Annotated in this window: 20 protein-coding genes; 9 read left to right on the top strand and 11 right to left on the bottom strand. The window is 44.0% G+C overall.

The window, feature by feature from the left end; genetic code table 11:
* Position 1 precedes the first annotated feature (1 nt).
* The 4 genes from AC3CIA_RS05750 to pspA form a co-directional block, all read right to left on the bottom strand.
* A complete protein-coding gene (locus AC3CIA_RS05750) occupies positions 2 to 1,036 on the bottom strand; it encodes an efflux RND transporter periplasmic adaptor subunit (protein ID WP_017086192.1) in 1,035 nt (344 codons plus the stop codon).
* A 157-nt stretch (positions 1,037 to 1,193) separates the two neighbouring features.
* The gene (pspC, locus tag AC3CIA_RS05745; RefSeq protein ID WP_029405178.1) at positions 1,194 to 1,580 is read right to left on the bottom strand and encodes an envelope stress response membrane protein PspC; all 387 of its coding nucleotides are present in this window, start codon (positions 1,578 to 1,580) and stop codon (positions 1,194 to 1,196) included.
* Positions 1,573 to 1,806, bottom strand: a complete 234-nt coding sequence (gene pspB / locus AC3CIA_RS05740; protein WP_004734605.1) for an envelope stress response membrane protein PspB — start codon at positions 1,804 to 1,806, stop codon at positions 1,573 to 1,575. Before pspB ends, pspC begins: the two co-directional genes overlap by 8 nt.
* Before the next feature lie 14 nt (positions 1,807 to 1,820).
* Entirely contained in the window at positions 1,821 to 2,492 is a 672-nt protein-coding gene (gene pspA, locus AC3CIA_RS05735; protein WP_076676587.1) for a phage shock protein PspA, read from the bottom strand.
* A 316-nt stretch (positions 2,493 to 2,808) separates the two neighbouring features.
* On the opposite strand from pspA, the gene pspF reads away from it, so the two are divergent.
* The 7 genes from pspF to AC3CIA_RS05700 all read left to right on the top strand — a co-directional run bounded on the left by pspF (position 2,809) and on the right by AC3CIA_RS05700 (position 9,988).
* Positions 2,809 to 3,831, top strand: a complete 1,023-nt coding sequence (gene pspF / locus AC3CIA_RS05730) for a phage shock protein operon transcriptional activator (protein ID WP_488518675.1) — start codon at positions 2,809 to 2,811, stop codon at positions 3,829 to 3,831.
* A gap of 102 nt (positions 3,832 to 3,933) precedes the next feature.
* Positions 3,934 to 5,556 (top strand): ABC transporter substrate-binding protein SapA, encoded by a 1,623-nt coding sequence (gene sapA / locus AC3CIA_RS05725; protein ID WP_054546643.1) that lies wholly within the window; start codon positions 3,934 to 3,936, stop codon positions 5,554 to 5,556.
* On the top strand, positions 5,556 to 6,518 hold the full coding sequence (locus AC3CIA_RS05720) for an ABC transporter permease (RefSeq protein ID WP_171307773.1): 963 nt from the start codon (positions 5,556 to 5,558) through the stop codon (positions 6,516 to 6,518). Before sapA ends, AC3CIA_RS05720 begins: the two co-directional genes overlap by 1 nt.
* Positions 6,505 to 7,392, top strand: a complete 888-nt coding sequence (sapC, locus tag AC3CIA_RS05715) for a putrescine export ABC transporter permease SapC (protein ID WP_017078998.1) — start codon at positions 6,505 to 6,507, stop codon at positions 7,390 to 7,392. The genes AC3CIA_RS05720 and sapC overlap by 14 nt, the downstream gene beginning before the upstream one ends.
* Positions 7,392 to 8,393, top strand: a complete 1,002-nt coding sequence (locus AC3CIA_RS05710) for a peptide ABC transporter ATP-binding protein (RefSeq protein ID WP_017078997.1) — start codon at positions 7,392 to 7,394, stop codon at positions 8,391 to 8,393. The genes sapC and AC3CIA_RS05710 overlap by 1 nt, the downstream gene beginning before the upstream one ends.
* Positions 8,390 to 9,172, top strand: coding sequence for a peptide ABC transporter ATP-binding protein (locus tag AC3CIA_RS05705; protein ID WP_004734598.1), 783 nt, complete (start codon positions 8,390 to 8,392; stop codon positions 9,170 to 9,172). Before AC3CIA_RS05710 ends, AC3CIA_RS05705 begins: the two co-directional genes overlap by 4 nt.
* Before the next feature lie 36 nt (positions 9,173 to 9,208).
* Positions 9,209 to 9,988 carry a DUF2927 domain-containing protein gene (locus AC3CIA_RS05700; protein WP_488518674.1) on the top strand — a complete coding sequence of 260 codons (780 nt, stop codon included), beginning with the start codon at positions 9,209 to 9,211 and terminating at the stop codon, positions 9,986 to 9,988.
* A gap of 94 nt (positions 9,989 to 10,082) precedes the next feature.
* Here AC3CIA_RS05700 and AC3CIA_RS05695 read toward each other — a convergent pair whose 3' ends face one another.
* Together AC3CIA_RS05695 and AC3CIA_RS05690 are read right to left on the bottom strand one after the other, a co-directional pair.
* A complete protein-coding gene (locus AC3CIA_RS05695) occupies positions 10,083 to 10,472 on the bottom strand; it encodes a DUF2750 domain-containing protein (RefSeq protein WP_004734596.1) in 390 nt (129 codons plus the stop codon).
* Positions 10,473 to 10,621: 149 nt separating this feature from the next.
* On the bottom strand, positions 10,622 to 11,527 hold the full coding sequence (locus tag AC3CIA_RS05690) for a manganese-dependent inorganic pyrophosphatase (protein WP_114633238.1): 906 nt from the start codon (positions 11,525 to 11,527) through the stop codon (positions 10,622 to 10,624).
* Positions 11,528 to 11,728: 201 nt separating this feature from the next.
* On the opposite strand from AC3CIA_RS05690, the gene AC3CIA_RS05685 reads away from it, so the two are divergent.
* Entirely contained in the window at positions 11,729 to 12,943 is a 1,215-nt protein-coding gene (locus AC3CIA_RS05685) for a putative manganese transporter (RefSeq protein ID WP_114633237.1), read from the top strand.
* Between the two features lie 412 nt (positions 12,944 to 13,355).
* On the opposite strand, the gene torA is transcribed toward AC3CIA_RS05685, so the two are convergent.
* Genes torA through torE form a run of 3 tightly spaced genes read right to left on the bottom strand, consistent with a single transcriptional unit; the run spans position 13,356 to position 17,259 of the window.
* On the bottom strand, positions 13,356 to 15,818 hold the full coding sequence (gene torA, locus AC3CIA_RS05680; RefSeq protein WP_114633236.1) for a trimethylamine-N-oxide reductase TorA: 2,463 nt from the start codon (positions 15,816 to 15,818) through the stop codon (positions 13,356 to 13,358).
* Positions 15,819 to 15,842: 24 nt separating this feature from the next.
* Positions 15,843 to 17,024: a pentaheme c-type cytochrome TorC gene (gene torC / locus AC3CIA_RS05675; RefSeq protein WP_004734592.1), complete on the bottom strand. Its 1,182-nt coding sequence runs from the start codon at positions 17,022 to 17,024 to the stop codon at positions 15,843 to 15,845.
* 52 nt (positions 17,025 to 17,076) lie between these two features.
* Positions 17,077 to 17,259 carry a trimethylamine N-oxide reductase system protein TorE gene (gene torE / locus AC3CIA_RS05670; RefSeq protein ID WP_004734591.1) on the bottom strand — a complete coding sequence of 61 codons (183 nt, stop codon included), beginning with the start codon at positions 17,257 to 17,259 and terminating at the stop codon, positions 17,077 to 17,079.
* 437 nt (positions 17,260 to 17,696) lie between these two features.
* Between torE and AC3CIA_RS05665 the strand changes: the two genes are divergently transcribed.
* Complete coding sequence (locus AC3CIA_RS05665) at positions 17,697 to 18,491, top strand: ABC transporter permease (protein ID WP_488518673.1); 795 nt, start codon at positions 17,697 to 17,699, stop codon at positions 18,489 to 18,491.
* Between the two features lie 352 nt (positions 18,492 to 18,843).
* Here AC3CIA_RS05665 and focA read toward each other — a convergent pair whose 3' ends face one another.
* Positions 18,844 to 19,686, bottom strand: a complete 843-nt coding sequence (gene focA, locus AC3CIA_RS05660) for a formate transporter FocA (RefSeq protein ID WP_004734589.1) — start codon at positions 19,684 to 19,686, stop codon at positions 18,844 to 18,846.
* Between the two features lie 363 nt (positions 19,687 to 20,049).
* Entirely contained in the window at positions 20,050 to 21,357 is a 1,308-nt protein-coding gene (locus AC3CIA_RS05655) for an ATPase (RefSeq protein WP_488518672.1), read from the bottom strand.
* Positions 21,358 to 21,381 lie beyond the last annotated feature (24 nt).

Genomic DNA, 21,381 nt, shown 5'->3' with positions numbered 1-21,381 from the left:
GTTATAGCCCCCTTTCCTTGATCCACTCTCGAACTTTAACGCCCGGTTCAAGACCATTAACACCAGAAGTTACGATGCGATCACCATCGTTCAACCCTGAAACAATATGGCGTTTTTCATCGATGATGATTGCGACATTTTCAACAATACCGTCGCTATTCACGCGCCACACAGAGACATCATCCCCATCAGTCATCATTGCTGATGTGGGAATTTTTGTGGCGGCCGCTAACGCTGAAACTAAATGAACCGTGCCTGACATACCCGGCAAAATACCAACATCGGTTGGTCTCTCCATTACCATGGTGACTTTGTACGACCCGGTTTTGGGATCCGCTTCGGTATCCACTTCTTGGAATGCTAAAGCGTAGGAGCTACCCGGGAAAGCATCAAAAACCATGGTTGCATCCGTCTCAAACCCTGAAGAAAAGCGCGTGATAAGTTGGTCGGGTAATAAGAATACGACTTTGAGGATTTGATTAGTTTGAATATTCATCACGCCTTGTTTGGCAGCGATATATTCATGGTTTTCAGCAGGAATGATGGAGATAGTACCATCGTAAGGCGCAACCAAGGTGGTATAACGTAGGTTGGCTTTTGCTTGGTTAAGCACCGCTTTAGCAGAATTATGATTAGCTTTCGCTTGGTCGAAGTCTTGCTCAGATACGACGCGATCTTTGCGCAACTTAATTGAACGTTGGTATTGAACATCGGCAAGCTTAAAGTTGGCTCTCGCTTGCTTCTCTAACAACTGATATTCGTCAGGATTAAGCGTTGCAAGCCCATCACCTTTGGTAACCTGTTGACCAGATGTGACATCGATAGTCTGAAGTAGCCCTGGAACACGAAATGCCAGTACTGCTTTGTCACCCGCTTCTGTGGTGGCAGGAAAGCTACGTTCAAAGGCATTACTACCGACGGAGACAGTGAAGAGTTTGGCGGGTCTAGAATCAGGTTCAGGTACGGGAGGAAGCTCCTTACCACACCCAGACAACCCAGCTAAGGCTGTCAATAGGACAACGGAGGCTCTATACATTAGTGATCATCCATAACTATAAATATTTTTATAACATAGATTAATCACATGTAACTTACCAGTTATCGTAAGATTTATTGAGACAAAATTATTAAAAAAAATAACGGCTTGGAATAAATTTTCCTAAACCGTTATCTAATGTTTTTCAGGTTTACCACTACATGTTCTTAAATGCGCGATCGACTTTGAAAGTATCCGAAGTCACATAAGCTTCCATATTGCGGACACTGGTCTCTAATTTCTGGAAATCACCCTCTAAAGTGCCCAATAACGACTCTGCGGTTTGCCCCTTTTCCCAAGGTTTTTGCTTCAGCGTGTGCTCTTGTTTGGCTTTCATCTGATCGACATACTGAGGTGGTTGTTTTTCAAGCATAAATGTCAAAGCTAAATACGCTAATAACACCAAAAAGCTACCACCAAGCAGTGCCGCCGAGATAACCAAGATGCGAACCAACCACACTTCCAAGCCAAAATAGTTCGCTAACCCTGCGCAGACGCCAGACAGCTTACCGTTAATAGGATCGCGATACAGTTCTCTACTCATAGTTTCGTCTCCAGTTAGGTGACTCCGCATCCAGTATTTTTTCTAGCGTTTTCACTCGGTCTTGCATCGATTCAGCTTGAGCAGAAAGCTTGTGCAAACGCTGAAGATCCGTTTCTGAAAGACCATTACTGGATTTCTTCTTGCTGCGGTAATGTAAGAACAACCATAGCGGTGCCACGAAGATTAAAAAGACAATCAGTGGGCCTGCAATTAGAAATGTTGACATAGACAACTCCTAAATTATTTATCGCGGTTTTCAACTTGTTGCTTCAGTTTCGCCAGCTCTTTTTCAATTTCATCTTGAGCTTGTAACTCTGCAAACTCTTGGTCTAACGATTTTGCGTTACCTGTTTTCGCGTAAACGTCCGCTTCGGCTTCTAATTCATCCACTTTACGCGAGAATTGCTCAAACTTCGCCATTGCTTCGTTGGTTTTGCTTGAATGCAGATGTTTTTGAACATCACGACGATTGCTCGCAGCATTATTACGAATCATCAATGCTTGCTGCTTTGCGCGAGTTTCTACGATTTTGGTTTCGAGCTTACCAATCTCACTGGTCAGCTTTTCGATGGTTTCGTGAACCAAGGTTTGCTCTGTGTGAAGGCTTTTGATGATATCTTCAAGTTTTTGCTTTTCGATTAGAGCCGCTCTAGCTAAGTCTTCGCGTTGTTTAGTCAGTGCTAGTGTCGCTTTATTTTGCCAATCTAGAATCTGAGTTTCGATAGCTTCAACTTTACGTGCTAACTCTTTTTTATCTGCGATAGCTTTAGCGGAGTTAGTGCGAACCTCAACCAGCGTATCTTCCATTTCTTGGATAATCAGACGAATCATCTTTTCAGGATCTTCAGCCTTGTCTAAAAGTGCACTGATGTTCGAATTTACAATGTCTGCAAAGCGAGAAAAAATACCCATGAGGAACTCCTTAATTACAATGATGGCAAATGTGCTTTAAAGCGTTATTCGATTTATCAATCCACTTGCTCAAAAATTTACGTTTGTTGTTAAACCTACCATAAGTAATCCAAGTAACGTGCCAACTTTTAAGCCATTTATTATCAGGCACTTACAATAAAATGGTGATTAACCCGAACCATGCTATGATGAATTTGGCCAAGTATTGGTATTTTTCACCACTACGACTCTTATACTTAAGCTATTTACATGACGTGACTTAAATAAAGCCCTCTAAATCACATCCATCGGCGCTCAAATCGCACAAGGACCCGCTATGCAGCAGAACCTCATTGGTGAATCACCCAATTTTCTCTCCGTTTTAGATAAAGTATCTCAACTCGCACCAATCGAAAGACCGATCCTGATCATTGGAGAGCGTGGTACGGGTAAAGAGCTCATAGCTCAAAGGCTGCATTACCTTTCAAGGCGATGGGATCAGCCGTTGATCTCACTTAATTGCTCAACGCTCAGTGAAGGTTTGATTGATTCTGAGTTGTTTGGTCATGAGTCTGGTTCCTTTACTGGTTCAAAAGGTCGTCATCAGGGTCGATTTGAAAGAGCGGAAGGTGGAACACTGTTTCTTGATGAGCTCGCAACCACGCCCCTAGCCGTTCAAGAGAAGCTATTGCGCGTTATTGAATACGGGCAGTATGAACGTGTCGGCGGACAAAAAGCTTTAAGTGCCAACGTAAGACTGGTTTGCGCCACCAACTCTGACTTGCCAGACATGGCATTAAGGGGCGAATTCAGAGCTGACTTATTGGACAGGCTAGCGTTTGACGTGATTACTATTCCCCCTCTTCGAGAGCGAAAAGAAGACATCACGCTGCTGGCAGAATACTACGCCATTAAGATGTGCCGTGAATTAGAATTGGAGTTGTTTGTTGGCTTTGCTCCGTCTGCCGTTGAGGCGCTACTGGATTATTCATGGCCAGGGAATGTGCGAGAACTCAAGAACGTTATTGAGCGCGCAGTCTACCAGCACGGTAAAGACCCATATCCTATTGAATCTTTGGTGTTTAACCCATTCAAACCCGCATGGAAAATAGATCAAGATTCCACGCATGAAATTGGCAATGCGCCGTCCAACAGCCATACTTCATCAGAGAGCTCGTTTTCTTTGCCACTTGATTACAAAGCATGGCAAGAACAGCAAGACATCAAGCTGCTCAATCAAGCCCTAAAGCAAAGCAAGTACAACCAGAAACAAGCAGCACAATTACTTGGATTAACCTACAACCAATTACGTGGAATGGTGAGGAAGTACGCGATTGTCGGACAAGCTAACGATAAATAGCTGTCAGCACTTGATTATTATTTGGAGCCGAATAAATAAAATGTTAAATTGTCCGGATCTTGAGGCTCCTCTAACGCCTCGTTTCGAAAAGTATTTCTTTTTATGAAAGCACTAATAAGACTATCACTGAGCATCTGCACGCTGAGCTTTTTAGCTGGATGTGGTGAGAGTGTGAATCACGAGCAAATCCGTGAAAAAGGCTTCATTTATTGCGGCCAAGGTAATCCTAGTACTTTCAACCCACAACTGGTTGATAGTGGCATTACCTCAGAATCGCTGAGCCCTCAAATTTTCGATACACTGCTCACTCTTGATCCAATGACTTATCGACCAAAACAGAACTTGGCAACAAGCTGGTCTGTCGATGAATCAGGTACAGAGTACACTTTCAAACTGCGCCCTAATGTTGCGTTTCAAACCACAGACTGGTTTACCCCAACTCGCAGTATGAATGCACAAGATGTGGTCTTTAGTTTTGAGCGAATCATTGACAGTTCAAACCCATTTCATTATGTGGGCGGCGGCCTATACCCATGGTTTGCTGGTATCGACTTCCAAAACCTGATCGTCAATATCACTGCGGTTGATGACCTAACAGTGAAATTCCAATTAAGTCGCCCAGACAATTCATTCCTCAACAATATCGCGACCAGCTATGCGGTCATTCACTCTAAAGAATATGCCAATAAACTCATTGCTACGGATGAAAAGAATGAAATAGACTCCAAGCCAGTTGGCACAGGTCCTTTCTACTTGGATGAATACCAAATCAATGATCTAGTTCGCTTGAAAAAGAACAAGCACTATTGGAAGGGTGACGTAGAAATGGACCAAGTTGTGTTTGATACTTCACAACGTGGGACAGGGACTCTTGCCAAGCTACTTCGTAGTGAGTGTGATGTATTGAACTCACCGATTTCTAGTCAGATTCCTATTATTCAAGCTCATGAAGAGTTGAAGATTTCCGCCACGCCTGCGGTTAATGTCTCTTTCATCGCACTGAACACCGAGCACCCTGCACTGCGTGACTCACGAGTGCGCAAAGCGCTGAACTTGGCTATCAATCGTCAGAACATTCTTGATTCTGTTTATTACGGTACGGGCACGAAAGCCTACACTCTCTTGCCACCGACCTCTTGGGCTTACCAAAAAGACAGCGTTCAAGTTCGCTATGACCGCAACTACGCAGTTGCGCTTCTTAAAGAAGCCGGGGTAGAACCTGGGCTAGAGCTTTCAATGTGGGTTCCTTTAGAACCAAGAGCCTACAACCCAAGCCCAAGAAAAACAGCAGAATTAATCCAAGCAAATTTAGCTGATATTGGTATCGAACTTAAGCTCTATACCGACGACCGATTTGATCGTACGCAGCTGTCATCCATTTCCTCAACAGACTTGTTGCTCACAGGTTGGATCGGCAATACGGGCGACCCGGACAACTTCTTACGTCCGCTTCTTTCATGTAGCTCAGAACGAGCAGGATTAAACGTCTCTATGTGGTGTAATTCAGACTTTGATTTCCTTCTCGACTTAGCATTAGAGATCAATCAACAAAGGCACCGTGTGAACTTGTATCGACAAGCCCAAAACATTCTCAATGAAGAAGTTCCTGTGATTCCTCTCGCTCATGGCGTGCAATTCCGCGTGCACGATCGGTCGCTAAGTGGCTTTAAGCAGAGCCCGTTCAATGCTCAACCTTTTGATCAAGTCAGAAGAGAGGTGCAGTGATGTTTTGGTATACATTAAGACGTGTAAACTTATTCATTATTACACTGGGGATCCTGACGTTAGTGGGGTTCGCTCTGCTTCGACTAGACCAAACCTCACCTTGGGCGATTCAAGATTTTTGGCCCGGTTGGCTTAGCTATATCACAGAATTATCGACACTGAACTTTGGCTTGAGCAAGCACGGAGCGCCTATCATCGATGAGCTTGTCGTGGTATTCCCTGCAACGTTAGAACTGTGTTTCTTTGCTTTTGTGCTTGCGTTGTTTATCGGCATCCCTTTCGGCACGATTGCTGGCATGAGACAGGGCAAGTTTGTCGATACCACCATATCGTTTACTTCAATGGCTGGTTACTCTGCACCTATATTTTGGGTCGCACTACTGATGATCATGGTGTTCTCTTTACACTTTGAAATGTTTCCAGTGGGCGGCAGATACGATCTACTTTACGAAATTGAACACGTGACTGGTTTCGCCATCATTGATGCCTTTTTCGCTGAAGGTAAATACCGAGCACACGCACTGCAAAGTGTCATCGAGCATATGGCGTTGCCTTGTCTAGTTTTGGCACTGGCTCCAACGACTCAAGTTATCCGGTTGATGAGAGCATCCGTTGCTGAAGTGATGACGCAAAACTACATCCGCGCGGCGCGAATTAAAGGTCTATCTACCAGAGAGATCGTGATGCAACACGTGTTAAGAAATGCGATACCACCGATTATTCCTAAGGTCGGCGTTCAACTATCAAGTATGTTAACGCTCGCTATTATTACCGAGTCTATCTTTAACTGGCCGGGTATTGGCCGCTGGTTATTGGATGCTTTATCTAATCAAGATTACGTTTCAATTCAAGCTGGCGTAATAGTGGTAGCAACCTTGGTTTTGACCGCAAACATTCTGTCCGATCTATTAGGCGCGATGGTCAATCCACTGGTAAGGAAGGAATGGTATGCTAACAAATAACGTCTACCAAGAAGAGCAGATTCCAACCCAGTTCGAGCGTTTCTGGCGCAGCTTCCGTGGCAATAATCTCGCTATGTTTGGACTGTGGTGTTTGGCCTTGATCATTCTAATCACCGTCACTTCACCATGGCTAGCTCCGCATGATGCTCAAGAACAAACGGGACACCTGTTAACCCCACCCTCTTGGGATCCCTCAGGAACAGTTGAGTATTTCTTAGGTACCGATGACTTAGGCCGAGATATTCTTTCTCGTCTGATTATCGGCTCTCAGCTGACGTTTGGTGCCGCGGTTGTGATTACCTTTATCGCAGCAGTCATTGGTTGCCTGATTGGCGTACTTGCGGGGATGACTCGTGGATTACTATCAAGCACGCTAAACCACCTGCTTGATACCGTTATGTCGATTCCGTCTCTGTTACTGGCCATTATCTTCGTGGCGTTTCTTGGTTTTGGCGAGTTTAATATCTTGCTTGCCTTATGTTTAGCATTGATTCCACGCTTTATTCGTTCGGTATACATTGCCGTGCATGCTGAGGTAGAAAAAGACTATATTTTGGCTTCTCGCCTCGATGGTGCGAACGACTTCTACCTTTTATGGAATTCAATCCTTCCTAATATTCTTACCGTGGTGGCACTTGAAATTACGCTGGCATTGTCAGTCGCCATTCTTGATATCACGGCTTTGGGTTTCTTAGGGCTTGGCGCTCAAGCACCAAGTACCGAATGGGGCTCAATCTTGGGTGACTCTGTAGAGCTGATTTACCTCGCACCATGGACAGTAACCCTACCCGGTTTAGCCATTATGTTTACAGTGATCGTGATTAACCTCGTCGGTGAAGGTGTTCGCCAAGCGCTAAATGCAGGAATCGAATAATGCCTTTACTTGATATTCGACATCTAACCATCGAGATTGAGACCCCTCAAGGGATGGTTAAAGCCGTTGATAGAATGAGTCTTACCCTCAATGAAGGGGAAATTCGCGGCTTAGTAGGTGAATCAGGCTCAGGCAAGAGCTTGGTTGCAAAAGCGATCGTCGGAGTATGTAAAGAAAACTGGAAGGTTTCTGCAGACCGAATGCGCCTTGGCAATATCGACCTCCTGCAACTGACACCCAAAGAACGACGCCGAGTTATTGCTCGTGATATCGCGATGATCTTTCAAGAGCCATCCTCCTGTCTTGATCCATCTGAAAAAGTGGGCCATCAACTGATTGAAGCGATTCCTTCCTATTCGTTTGAAGGTCGGTGGTGGCAGAGATTCAAATGGCGTAAGAAACAGGCCATCGCTCTGCTGCACAAAGTCGGTATTAAAGATCACTCTCGTCTTATGGATAGTTACTCTTATGAGTTGACCGATGGTGAGTGTCAAAAAGTCATGATCGCCATGGCGATCGCAGCCAAACCAAAAGTCTTGATCGCTGATGAACCAACCAACGATCTAGATCCGATCACACAGTCTCAAATATTGCGTCTGTTGAGTCGTATGAATCAGATCAATAACACGACCATCGTGCTGATCGGCCATGACTTAACCACCATTACCCAATGGGCAACTCGCATTACCGTTATGTACTGTGGTCAGTCTGTGGAATCAGCGGATACGCAGAAGCTGTTAGATGCACCTAAACACCCATATACCGTCGCTCTACTGAAAGCGATGCCTGACTTTAACGACTGGATTCCTCATAAAGAGAAGCTACAGTCTTTGCCAGGTTCAATCCCTCCGTTGCAGCACCTTCCTATTGGTTGTCGACTAGGACCACGTTGCCCGTATGCGCAAAGGCAATGTGTTGAGATTCCTTATACCAAACGAATCAAAAACCATAAGTTCAATTGTCACTTCCCTCTTAATATGGAGAAGAAAAAGAAATCATGAGTGCATTATTAGAAGTCATTGATTTATCTAAAGACTTTACGACTCGCTCTGGTCTTTTCCGTAAAAAGATTCATCAGGCAGTGAAACCAGTCAGCTTTTCGCTTGAGGCGGGACAGACGATTGGTTTTATCGGTCAGAATGGTTCAGGAAAGTCGACATTAGCAAGAATGCTAGCGGGCATGGTAGAGCCAACTGCGGGCGAGATTCGTGTGAACGGTGAAAAGCTAGAGCACAAGGACTACTCGACTCGCTGTAAGCTGATTCGAATGATCTTCCAAGATCCGAACACCTCGCTTAACCCGCGCATTCAGATTGGTCGAATTCTTGAAGGTCCATTAAAGCGAAACACCAATATGCCACCAGAAGCCCGTATGCGTCGTGTGAAAGACACCCTATTACGTGTGGGTCTTCTACCGGAACATGCTTACTTCTACCCGCAGATGCTGGCTGCAGGTCAGAAACAAAGGGTTTGTTTGGCTCGTGCCTTGATTCTTCAGCCATCGATCATCGTTGCGGATGAGGCGTTGAATGGTTTAGACATGGCAATGCGCTCGCAAATCATCAACCTGTTCTTAGAGTTACAAGAAGAGATGGGCGTATCGTTCGTTTATGTATCTCAACACCTCGGTATTGTTAAGCACATTACAGACAAAATCATCGTCATGCACGAAGGTAATGTGGTTGAGAGTGGGGAAACGGATCAAGTGCTAACCAATCCAACTCACCAAATCACACAAAGATTAGTTGAGAGCCATTTCTCCAAAGCGCCGAACCACTAACCTCGAATCACGCTACGTTTAACAAAGGGGAAAGGTATGTTATTAAGAGCTTCAATGCTTCCCCTTTTGTTGGCGCTGTTTTCCTTTAACGCAGCAAGCACACCGCTCACTTGGTTAGATAGAAGCTTCGTCGAAACTGCCTTTTATAACGTCGCACTTCAACACGAATATTCCCAAGGCAACAAGCCACTCGCCAAATGGAAACAACCGATCAAGATTTGGATCGATCATCGAGTGGGTGATGAAGAACTGCATCAAGAGCTCACAGAGCTTCATATCCGACACTTATCCGAAGTCACTCAGCACCCGATAACAATCGTCAACAAAGAGTCTGAAGCGAACGTAAAATGGATATACACGCGGCAAAGTCAGTGGGTATCTGAGGCGAAATCGTTGCTCAAACTCAAATCAACTCAGCATCTAAACAACGCTATTTGCACGGCGGGTTATCGAACTAATTCTAAAGGTGAGATTGTTTACGCTGGGATTGTTATTCCCGTTGATCAAGCAAGATCTCGAGGTAAGCTCGTCGCCTGTATCGTGGAAGAAATCACACAGGTTCTAGGCCTGCCGAATGATTCAGATAAAGCCTACCCTTCTATTTTTAATGACCATACGCCAGAAGACTTGTTATCACCCTTAGATGTGGTGCTACTGCAACTACTGTATGAACCAGAATTGAAAGCTGGAATGACAAAATCTGAAGTAAAACCTGTCGTTCGAAAGATACTCAAGAGGTACAGTAAAACAGGTGTGCTTCAACAAGCTTCAAAAGCCGCACAGCAAGCGCCGTTGTATCAGTTGATTGGGTACTAACGAAAATGCGTTGTAAATAGCTTAGATGGGATAATTGAATGATAGCGCTGCCTAAAAAAGGCAACGCTGACTTAAGAACTGTATTGCGGCAGAATTAGCGCTTAGCAGCTTGCTTCTTTAATTCGAAATCGAACTCATCAGGGAACAAGATTACGCCTTCTTCTTGCTCGTTCGGGAACACAACCACTGCAAGCTCGTCGTCTTCTAGACCGTTAGTCCAACGGCTGTGCCATTTGTTCAACGAGATAGACTCAGCTTTACACTCAGACCAATCACCCGTAGCCCAAGATTCAGCAAACTCTTGATTTGGCCATACTGGAACACAGTCTTCATCTTCTGTGTTCAGCATTACACAACCGTGTTCATCGGTTAAGATCCATACTTCACGGTTCGCTACGATTTCTTTCACACAGTACTTTAGGCGTTGCTCACCCGTATACTTATTGATTTCAGCGATTTTTTTATCGTCTAGCTGTGTAGTCATCTTAATTTCCTACTTTAGTCAGTAACTTTGCTCTTAAAGCTATTTTATGCCGAGAGCTTTTAACTTCAAACATTTTCGATGAAGAAGAAAATCCACTTCAAAGAAAAACGCCTGCTAAATTAGCAGGCGTTTATAATTAAGCGACTTGATTAAACAAGCTCACCCTGTAACCAAGGCCAGCCTTGCTTCTTACGGCTTAATGTATTTTCCATCATTAATACGCCGTCTTTCTCGTGCTTAACCAGTTTATCAGCCCACTCGCCTTTGTATAGAAGGTGAGTTTGCGCAGTAGTGATGTCTGTTAGCATTACCGCAGCAAATGCTAGACCGTCTTTCTCACAACGTTCTTCAAGATCCGCTTCTAGCGCTTCAATCATGCCATCTACTTGCTCAAGAGTCGCAAGCTCAACTTGACCAACAACAACATCACGACCGTTGAATGGGTAGCCTTTAAGGTCTTTTTCTACTAGTTGTGCAGCAGATAGGCCTTCGATGTTTGTCTTAGCGATTAGAAGCGCTTTGATGAATGCATCAATGTCAGTCACGCCAGCGATTTCAGCAAGCTCAGCAACCGCGTCTTTGTCTTTTTGAGTACATGTTGGAGAAGCAAAACCAACCGTGTCTGAAAGAATTGCAGACATCATCAGTTTAGCGATTTGTTGAGAGATAGCGTGACCTTCAATCTTGAACATGTTGAAAAGTACAGTATTTGTACAACCAACAGGCCAGATCCAAGCTTCCATAGGGTTAACTGTCATCGCGTCACCTAAACGGTGGTGATCGACAATACCTACGATCTCAGCTTCAGCAACATCGTCCGGTGCTTGTGCTAGATCTGAGTAGTCTACTAGCCAGATTTTTTCACCAGCAACAGAAGTACGAAGTTCTGGTTTTTCAGCACCAGCGACTTCTAGAATGTGTTGAGTTTCGCGGTTGATCTCGCCTTGGCGAATTGGTGTCGCTTCCTCGCCACGAGCTTTAAGAAGCTCTGTTGCAACTAACGCACTACAAATACTGTCACTATCAGGGTTTTTGTGACCAACAACTAAAATCATGTTTCTTCCTATTACACTAACAATTATGACTCTACCTTTAGAGTCTCTCTTTATTAGCCATACTTTACCTCATTTTTTCAGGTTGGTCATGTTTCGTAGGTTTAGCCAATGGTAACAATAGATAAAAAAACAACAAATGCAATTGATAATTATTATCATTCGTATATATTTATCTTAAGCCACTAATTTTGAGTAACACCTATGGATCGACTAATCTCTTTTTTGCCAAGCAGTAGCGCTGCGAAAACAACTCAGTTTTCACTGTCATTTAAGCGCCTGCTTTTACCTATCTCACTTGCAGCTTTAGTTATGGCGCCTGCCACGCGAGAATTGACGGTCACTACCTTGTCAGACGCCTTTTGGGCCGTGTCTTGTTATGTTGCTTTGACCTTAGCGATTTACCACGGGTTAAGCCTGTATATCAACAAAGATAACGTCTTCAACAAGCTCGTCCATCAATCCCGTTCAAACCAAGTTGTATTCGCTGCACTTATGGGGGCGCTACCCGGCTGTGGCGGTGCGATCGTGGTGACCACACAATTTATCTCGGGCAAACTCGGATTTGGCGCAGTTGTTGCTGTGCTCGTCTCAACCATGGGTGATGCGGCCTTCCTGCTCATTGCAAGCGAACCCAAGACTGGTTTAGCCATGATGGCGATGGGCGTGATTGTCGGAACTGCGTCAGGTCGAATCATTAACTTGTTTCACGCAGATGACTTCTTGCGCCCAAAAAAAGCAGAGAAAAATGAAGCGGTGAGAAGCTGTGCTTCTCAATCTCAAGACAAAGAAGCAGTATCGAAAAAAGCGATCAACCTACAAGGTTATCTATGGTCTGTACTCATTATTCCAGGTGCTGCGGTTGCCCTACTTGGCTCTTTTCAAGTGGATGTGAATGAGTTGCTCGCTTTGCCCGAAATGTCGATGGAATGGGCAGGAACTATTTTGCTGATTAGCTCGATGTTTCTATGGGGTCTCACCCGTGAAATTGAAGATTACAAGTCAGCCGTCAGTGAAGACGAGAAATGTGTAGGCTCTCATCCACTACAAAAAACGGCTCAAGATACTAACTTCGTTACTGCATGGGTGGTGGTTGCTTTTCTTTTCTTCGAATTTGGCTCTGTGATAGCAAATGTCGATTTTGCGACGCTATTCTCAAGCTGGGGCATGATGCTCCCCCTGGCGGGAGTGTTGATGGGATTGCTACCGGGGTGTGGTCCGCAATTGCTGGTCACTAGCCTATACCTTTCTGGTGCACTGCCACTATCAGCTCAGGTAGGTAACGCAATTTCTAATGACGGTGATGCGCTATTCCCTGCGATTGCGATGGCACCGAAAGCCGCTCTTGTCGCGACCTTGTATTCCAGTGTTCCCGCTTTGATTTGTGCATACGGTTACTGGTTTATGTTCGAACTTTAGGCTTACGTTCGAAGCTTAGGTTTATAATTGGAGCTTAGGTTTACAATTTAAGCTTAAGTTTATATCCGAGGCTTAAGCTTTTATTCATGGCTTAAGCTTTTATTCAAGGTTTTAGCTTTACTCCATAGGTTTCTATTAGGTCGGTACTTTGTATCGGCCTTTTTGTTTCCATCTGCCTAAGCCCTTACAACAGGTTCTTTGTGCATTCCCTTCCGGCTTCATGCTAATGCTTTATGTTTCTACAGCCTACCTCAAACAGCACGTTACAGCTGGTCTCAAAAACGCCCCTCTGGCGCTGTTACAATGCTTAGTTAGAAATCCCAACACGTACACTAGAAAAACAAAAAGCCCCTGTAAGAGTACTTACAGGGGCTTTAATTCAAGCTTTAGTCTTGGTTCTTAAGTACAAGACTTAAGAAACTTCGATTGGACCACCGAATGAAGTTACTGGAGGCAGTTTGCCTTGGAACTTCTCGAAGTTAACCAAACATGTGTTTGCTGACGTTGCTTGAGCAAGTTCAGACGTACCGATGTCTTGAGTTAGTGTGTTTGGATCGCCGTATGTATCTAGCGCACCCACTTTCTCGTTGATCGGGCCGTACCAAGCACCTTCTTCGATACGAACAACACCAGGAGCGTAGCTATCCATTAGAACAGCACCTGCTAGTAGTTGACCACGGTCGTTGAACACACGTACTACATCGCCATCTTTGATGCCTTTCTTCTTAGCATCGACTGGGTTGATGTAGATAGGCTCACGGCCTTGTACCGCGTAAGTCGCACGCCACTCTTCAGATTCACACATCTGAGAGTGAAGACGCTTGTCTGGGTGACAAGATTGTAGCCAGTACGGGTGTTTGTCAGAGCCTGGACCACCATGTGAACGTTCAGATTTCTCGAACCACATTGGGTGTTCTTGACAGTGCTCGTAACCCATGTTGCCAACAGTACGGCTTGTGATTTCGATGAAACCAGAAGGAGTACCTAGTGCGTTGATCTCTGGATCTTCACGGAATGAAGCGTGACGAGTCCATGGCTTACCTTTACCGAAGTCTAGGAAACCTTTCTCCCAGAACTCAGCAAACTCAGGCATTTCGAAGCTGCCTTCGTTTGATGCACGACATTCGTCATACAGAGATTTAACCCACTGCATTTCGTCCATACCACGCGTGTAATCGTTATAACGACCCCAACGCTTAGTTAGGCTAGACATGATCTCGAAGTCCGTCTTAGACTGGAACAGAGGATCCACTAGCTTGTGCATTGCGATCAAACCACGGCCAGAGTACGCGCCATAGCCATCAATATCGTTACGTTCCCACTGAGTACATGCTGGAAGCACGATATCAGAGTGACGACAAGTTGCAGTCCAAGCGAAATCAACAGCCACTACAGTTTGTAGACTCTTGAATGCTTTACGCATCTTGTTGCGATCTTGGTGGTGGTGCCACGGGTTGTTACCACTGAATACCATCATCTTAATGTCTGGTAGCGTTACAGTAGAACCGTTCGCTTTGATCTTCTTACCTGGTTCAAGCAAGCTATCAACCCAACGAGCTACTGGAATTACGCGGCTATAACCGTTGTAATCTGTATTCGTGTGTTTAGGTGATTGACCTTGGTCGATGTTCAACGGGAAAGAACCCGGAGCAGCGAAGCCAGTTGAAGATACACCGATACCTGAGTAGTGGTGACCGTAAGAGATACCACCGCCCGGAAGACCAATTTGGCCAACCATTGCTGCGATAACTGCACACATCCAGTAAGGCTGCTCACCGTGCTCTTGACGTTGGATACTCCAACCAACAAGAATTTGCGTACGACCGTTAACCAGCATCTTAGCGAATTCACGGATAGAGTCCGCGCTTGCGCCACAGATAGCCGAAGCCCACTCTGGTGTCTTCTCAACTTTATCTTTCGTTTCACCTTGAACGTACTTGATGAAGTCTTCAAAACCTAGACAGTAAGTTTCGATGAACTTCTTGTCGTATAGGTCTTCGTTGTAAAGAACGTGAGCAACACCAAGCATGAACGCCACATCAGTTTGTGGGTTGATGTACATCTGCTCGTTTTCTAGGTAACGGCCTGTTTTGTTTTGAACAGGGTCAACAGAAACAACGTTGATCTCTTTCTTAGCAACTTTCTCTTTCAGTTGTTCTAGGTATGCGAACGACTCGTGAGTCTCACATGTCCAACCTACTTGAAGGTTTTTAACTGGATCGTTACCCCAAAGAACAATGTTGTCACTGTTTTCTAGGATAAGTTCCCAAGATGTACCTTGTGCGTAAACTTCAGTCGAACCTAGCACGTAAGGCATGATCGTTTGACCAGCACCTGTTGAGTAGTCACCGATTTTCTTCACAGAGTAACCGTGAAGTGCCATTGCACGTTGCATATGGTTAGTACAGCTGTGGAACTGACCCGTTTGTCTCCAACCAGTTTGACCGGTGTGAAGTGCCCATGGACCGTAATCTTTCTGTACGCGCTCTAGTTCGCGGTAAACAAGGTCTAGTGCCTCATCCCAAGTCACACGAATAAAGCGGTTGTTACCACGCGTGTCTGCGCTGTATTTATGCTTCTTCAACCAATCTAGGCGAACCATAGGGTAACGCACACGTGATGGACTGTAGATAATACCTTTAATACCTTTCAACATCTCAGTTGGGTGTTGATCGATTTCTAAAGGTTTAATTTCTTGCACTTTACCCGCGTAAACGCGAGCTCGGAATGCACCCCAGTGAGAACCAGAGACTTTCCACGCGCCGTCTGTTTCTGCAGCAGACGCTGATGCCGACGCCAATAAGCTTGGACCGATAACCGATGCCGCACTTGTAGTAGCGACACCTTTCAGAAAACTTCTTCTTGTAATTGCCATTGTGTTACTCCAATTGACGTCTTATTAGTGATGGCCTTCAGAAAAATCTGATGAGTGCTTCTGTAGATACTTAAGAACAAGTGCTTCTGTATCTGTATCGAAGTTAACGAACGCAATCATACCATCTAGCATGCCTACCCAACCGTTAGCGCTGAAGTGAGCTTCATCTGGCTGTGAGTGACACGTTGAACAGTTAGATTGGTACGCTTGACCCGCTGCGTTCCAGATTGGATCGAAGTTATCAACCATAGACTCTTTCTTCATCCAAAGTGCTAGGTTAACTTCTTCCCATGGAAGGCCAGTAAGCTCATCTTCTTTCTTCTCACCAACAGTGATAACGTCACTTTGAGATACTTCTTTCGTCAAGATTGCAGTCGAGATGTTCATACCGAAGTCTTCTTGGATTACACGTCCGAAGCCTTTCGCTTTACGCCAACCGTCGATTTGAATCTTGATCATGTCGCCTTTTTCGTCGATAACCGCAACTTTACTTGCAGGGCTTAGTAGACCCGCTTCAACTGTTGCTGTTTCATCTGTGTACATTGGTAGGTGACGAATAGAAATCACATCAGAACCATTTGCGTAAGATGTGCTGCTTGCTACATTTTCTAGCTCGCCAACAATGCCGCTCGCTGATGCCATATCTAATGGAAGGTTGTGAGCAATACCTTTGTGACAGTCAACACAGCTTTGATCACGCTCTGCCGCATTCTTCATCTGGATACGCGCTGTTGGGCGCATGTTTTCGAAATCCATTGAATCGTAGTTGTGGCAGTTTTTACACTCTAGAGATTTGTTCGAAGAGAAACGATCCCATTCGTGTTTAGCCAGCTCGATACGACGAGCTTCGAATTTTTCAGGCGTATCTAGGTCACCAAATACTTGAGCGAAGACTTCTTTAGATGCTTGCATCTTACGAGCAATTTTTGCTGTCCATTCATGTGGAACGTGACAGTCAGGACAAGTAGCACGCACACCAGAAGTGTTTTTCCAGTGAACCGTTTCTTGTAGTTCTACGTATACATTGTCACGCATGGTGTGACAGCTTACACAGAACTCTTCTGTGTTTGTATGTTCTAGCGCTGTATTAAAACCGCCCCAGAAAATAACACCGGCGATAAAGCCACCCATAGTTAGTACACCAAGACTGATGTGTACTGCTGGGCGAGTCATTGTGCGCCATAATTTAACTAAAAATGATTTCATGTTTAGCTCTCTTAAAAATTAGTTCTAATAAAAATGTGATAGCAAGAGGGCATTACATGCCGCCGTGTGCACCTGGAGGACCTAATACAAACACTTGCAGTGCCCAAACTAGAAAGCCGTAGCCTCCTACAAAAGCCACACTTAATATTGGAAAGAGAACCACTGCAATGAAGAGGAATGACTTCCACTCCAACGAGCGTTTTTCGCCAGTTTCAATTTTATTAACATCACTCATACATTTTGCCTATTTTGTATTTAGTAATTTCGAGTAGCTCATTCTAAGGAGCTAAAGTTCTTGAGTATCTAACAACAAATTTTAGACCATACACAAAGTAGGGTTCAATCAAATCTCCTGTTATATCCCTTGCTAATCAATACTTTTTTGAGGTCATCCAAACTTGTTTTTAGTTAAACAAAGTTATTAAAAAGTATTAACAAATGTGAAGAATTAAGTATATTTCACAAATGTTAAAAACCAACATTTGCGCAACCACATTGTAACCAATTTTAACGTTTTACCTACTAAGTAGTAGCCAAAAAACCCTCAAATAACCATTATTTTGTACTTTGAATGTTAAATGATTGATCGTTTTTAGAATCGATGACTTTGCAGTCGAAATGCATCATTTGGCACTTTCAGATATGATAGAAGCCTTATTAAAAGGAAGCATTATGCAAGACGTTATTGATATATCTTGGTGGCAATTATTGTTTTTCAGTTCACTTCTCTTGCTGCCAATTGTAATCAACCACAAGCTAAAACTTGGCGTTGGAAAAGAGGCTTCTATCAGCATCATTCGCATGACTGTTCAGCTATTTCTGGTTGGCCTCTACCTAGAGTACCTGTTCACTTTGAATAGCTTGTGGGTCAATTTACTGTGGTTATTTACGATGATTATCGTTGGGGCAAGCTCGATTGTTGAAAAGTCCAAGTTACCCCGAAACCTCTTGTTAGTCCCTGTCGCTGTGAGCCTAGCGGTAACCTGTGTACCCATTGTCTTGTTCATCTGCTTATTTATCATTAAACCAACACCGGTTTTTAACGCTCAGTACCTTATCCCGATCGCAGGGATGTTATTGGGTAATAGCTTAAGCAGTAATATAGTGGCATTGCAGAACCTGTTTGGTGCTTTTGAAACACAGAAATCAGAATATGAAGCAGCAATCGCGTTAGGCGCGTCTCCTTCCTATGCTGCAGCGCCTTTTGTGCGTAATGCTATACAGAAAGCGATGTCTCCTATTATGGCCTCAATGGCAACCACAGGCTTAGTAACGCTACCGGGGATGATGACAGGACAAATCTTAGGGGGAGCTTCACCAATGATCGCAATTAAGTATCAACTGATGATCATGTTGGCTATTTTCGTGATGATGAGCTGCTCCTTAGCGCTTGTACTTCATCTATCGTTAAAGACTTCCTTGACCAAAGAAGGGCGAGTTCTCGCTCAAATACAGCCTTCAAAATAACCTCCCGTCTCCTCTTAGATCTGGTTACTCACTGAATTTGATACAGGTTATCCACAGAAATTGTGGATAACCAAATCAATATAGATCCTTTTTTGTCCATTTCGGCTCGAGCAAAGATCATTACCATTGATCCTTGGGTGATTTCAAAGACATATACACACGCGCAGAACTGCGTTGTTAAACGTTCAGATGATAATTTAAGAAATCAACGAGTAAGTTTTCCACAAATAAAAAACGGCCTGCAATGCAGGCCGTCTTGTAAATGTCATAAGTCAGTTCAATGTTTTCACTGAGCTTTAACTAATCTTGTCACTGAGCTAGTCACACAAGCTTTGTAGATCCGCCATCTTTATTAATCGCGTAAATAAATCAACCAATACCACATGCCAACAAAGATCCCGCCGCCGATGATGTTACCGATAGTAACGGGCAGCAAGTTGTTCATCAGAAAGTCCATCATGTTTAGGTCAACATAGTCTGCTGGATTAGCCCCTGTCATTGTCCAGAATTCAGCTGGAGCAAATGTTTTGATACCGATAGCTAAAGGGACTTGGAACATATTCGCAATACAGTGCTCAAAACCCGATGATACAAACATCGCGACAGGTAAAATCAGTACTGCAATTTTGTCAGTCAGTGTTCGTCCACTAAATGTCATCCATACCGCGATACAAACCAATACGTTACACATGATGCCAAGCGCGATAGCTTGGATAAAACCATGGTGCATTTTGTGCTGAGAAATGGCCATCGCATTCAAACCCACTTGCCCATGGTCGAACATGTACTGTTTAGTCAGAAGCATGCATGCCACTAGCAATAAAGCACCAATAAGGTTACCGATATAAACGGTCGCCCAGTTCTTTACTAGGGTTCCCCAGCTAATCTTGCCACTTGCGCGAGCAACAAGAGTGAGCACCGAACTGGTAAACAGTTCGCCGCCAGTAACAACAACGAGGATTAAGCCCAAGCTAAATGCAAGGCCACCTAGGACGCGAGTAATACCCCAAGGTAAATCACCAGCGCCAGTGGTTACAATTGTGTAGAACACAAACGCAATACCGATATGTATGCCAGCTGAAATCGCTAGGAGAAAAGATTTGGTTGGATCTTTGGTTGCTTTACCTACGCCAATATCTGCAGCGCGCTCAGCCATTTGTGGCGGTAATAATGAGTCAAATTGGTTCAGATTCATGATGATTTACATTTTGAAACATGTTGTCGGGAGCGAGATAATCCTCTCTTTCATTTCTGAATTCAAGAGCTATTTGAGACTCAAAATACCTCCCACAACCTTGTGGAAAGGAAATAGCCCAAGTTATTCAAAATTCATACAACTTTAGTAGTAAAAAGAAAACTATGCTGAATGAAAGGTTATCAACTTAAAAAATGGCACACTTATAAATATCAATAAGTTACGAAAGAAAGCAAAGGAATAACGTACACTATAATGACTCACAGATCGCTGTTGCCTCTAGATTTTGATATAGATCAACAGAACGTAAAAAAGCGCCCTTAGGCGCTTTTAACTGAATCACAAATAAAGAAATTAGTGATGCTAAACCGAAGGTTCAATCACTTCTTCTGATGATTGTTCTAGAGCAGAGCCCTCTAGATTCGATCCAGTACTCAAAGGGATTACATCAGAATCACTTTCATTGGCAACTTTACCACCTAGATTTCTCAAACTGTCCACTAGCTCTTCTAAACTCTTAATATGCGCATCACTCTTGGTAATCTGCTCATCTAGAAGATTGCTATGCTTAGTCGCCTCAGACAATTGTTGCGCCTGCTTCTGATTATCACTCTCTAGCTTAGCGAGTTGTTCAGTCAAAGTTTCAATTTCTGACTTTAATGACGCTGTCATATCTAAGCTTTTTAACGCTTTCACACTCGATACAATTTTCTGAGATTGCTGACGCAACCCAACATCTCGGTAATCTTCATCATTAACTACTTGTGAAATGCTCAACAACTGATTCTCTGCATTCAAAACCGACTGTTCGAATTTGTCGCCTTTTACGCTCGCTAGCACTTTGACTTCATGAGCGACACTGCGCACGTGGTTCAACTCAAACTCCGCAGCGTGGACCGCATCTTCAATGATCGACTTTTCACGAGGACTGGTTTTGACTTGGCTTTCTGCCAAAGCAATTTGAGATGCTGCTTTAGCAAACGTCAGTGGAGCAACGTCATCAAAATCTTCATCTTCCAAGAACTCTAACTCGTCCTTCAATGGTTCGATGTATTTCTTATGTGCCACTTTAACTTCCAATAAGCGAGCATTATTAAGAAACTCCACCTGTGCTTCTTGAGCGTCTTCAAGCTCATCGACCAGCACATACTCAAACAACTCGCTGTATTCTGAATACAAGCGTTTGTAGCTCGAGGTAAACATGGTATCTGCGCCAAGGAACTTGAGGTAATCCATTTGCACAATCGAATCCGCTAGTACTCGGTCAGCCTTCTTCTTTAGCACTAATATCGAGTCATAGTTTGATTTGATCAACGCAATTTTTTCATCAAAAGCTTCAGCGTAAGTCAGGCTCGAAAAAATTGAATAACTCTTGGTGAGCCGAGTTTCGTCTTTCAGTAAATCCGCATAAATGCTTTCAGCGTCGTCCCAAGCGTCTAATAGTTCATTGTAATTCTCTGGAGCATAGAGAGACAACTGAGCGTGGTCTGCGAGCTTAGCCTCCCATTCGGAGTAAACGCTTTGGACAGACTGAAATGAACGGACCTCGATTGTAGATTGGTTATTGTTGTTTGTGGTTTGGTTCGCGTCTGTCTGCTCTGAAGGTGTACTCTGACACCCTGCGATAGCAAATAGCATACTGATCATTAATGCTACTTTGTTCGCTCTCACTTATGCATATCCTTTTTATACAAT

The organism is Vibrio sp. QJM3NY_27, assembly GCF_057785955.1.
Note: the sequence above shows the minus strand (reverse complement) of the source record. Positions and strands in the feature narration are given on the sequence as shown.

Bases quoted from the DNA above. Each gene is read 5' to 3' on its own strand.
- AC3CIA_RS05750 (WP_017086192.1), bottom strand. From the start codon at position 1,036: ATGTATAGAGCCTCCGTTGTCCTATTGACAGCCTTAGCTGGGTTGTCT.
- pspC (WP_029405178.1), bottom strand. From the start codon at position 1,580: ATGAGTAGAGAACTGTATCGCGATCCTATTAACGGTAAGCTGTCTGGC.
- pspB (WP_004734605.1), bottom strand. From the start codon at position 1,806: ATGTCAACATTTCTAATTGCAGGCCCACTGATTGTCTTTTTAATCTTC.
- pspA (WP_076676587.1), bottom strand. From the start codon at position 2,492: ATGGGTATTTTTTCTCGCTTTGCAGACATTGTAAATTCGAACATCAGT.
- pspF (WP_488518675.1), top strand. From the start codon at position 2,809: ATGCAGCAGAACCTCATTGGTGAATCACCCAATTTTCTCTCCGTTTTA.
- sapA (WP_054546643.1), top strand. From the start codon at position 3,934: ATGAAAGCACTAATAAGACTATCACTGAGCATCTGCACGCTGAGCTTT.
- AC3CIA_RS05720 (WP_171307773.1), top strand. From the start codon at position 5,556: ATGTTTTGGTATACATTAAGACGTGTAAACTTATTCATTATTACACTG.
- sapC (WP_017078998.1), top strand. From the start codon at position 6,505: ATGCTAACAAATAACGTCTACCAAGAAGAGCAGATTCCAACCCAGTTC.
- AC3CIA_RS05710 (WP_017078997.1), top strand. From the start codon at position 7,392: ATGCCTTTACTTGATATTCGACATCTAACCATCGAGATTGAGACCCCT.
- AC3CIA_RS05705 (WP_004734598.1), top strand. From the start codon at position 8,390: ATGAGTGCATTATTAGAAGTCATTGATTTATCTAAAGACTTTACGACT.
- AC3CIA_RS05700 (WP_488518674.1), top strand. From the start codon at position 9,209: ATGTTATTAAGAGCTTCAATGCTTCCCCTTTTGTTGGCGCTGTTTTCC.
- AC3CIA_RS05695 (WP_004734596.1), bottom strand. From the start codon at position 10,472: ATGACTACACAGCTAGACGATAAAAAAATCGCTGAAATCAATAAGTAT.
- AC3CIA_RS05690 (WP_114633238.1), bottom strand. From the start codon at position 11,527: ATGATTTTAGTTGTTGGTCACAAAAACCCTGATAGTGACAGTATTTGT.
- AC3CIA_RS05685 (WP_114633237.1), top strand. From the start codon at position 11,729: ATGGATCGACTAATCTCTTTTTTGCCAAGCAGTAGCGCTGCGAAAACA.
- torA (WP_114633236.1), bottom strand. From the start codon at position 15,818: ATGGCAATTACAAGAAGAAGTTTTCTGAAAGGTGTCGCTACTACAAGT.
- torC (WP_004734592.1), bottom strand. From the start codon at position 17,024: ATGAAATCATTTTTAGTTAAATTATGGCGCACAATGACTCGCCCAGCA.
- torE (WP_004734591.1), bottom strand. From the start codon at position 17,259: ATGAGTGATGTTAATAAAATTGAAACTGGCGAAAAACGCTCGTTGGAG.
- AC3CIA_RS05665 (WP_488518673.1), top strand. From the start codon at position 17,697: ATGCAAGACGTTATTGATATATCTTGGTGGCAATTATTGTTTTTCAGT.
- focA (WP_004734589.1), bottom strand. From the start codon at position 19,686: ATGAATCTGAACCAATTTGACTCATTATTACCGCCACAAATGGCTGAG.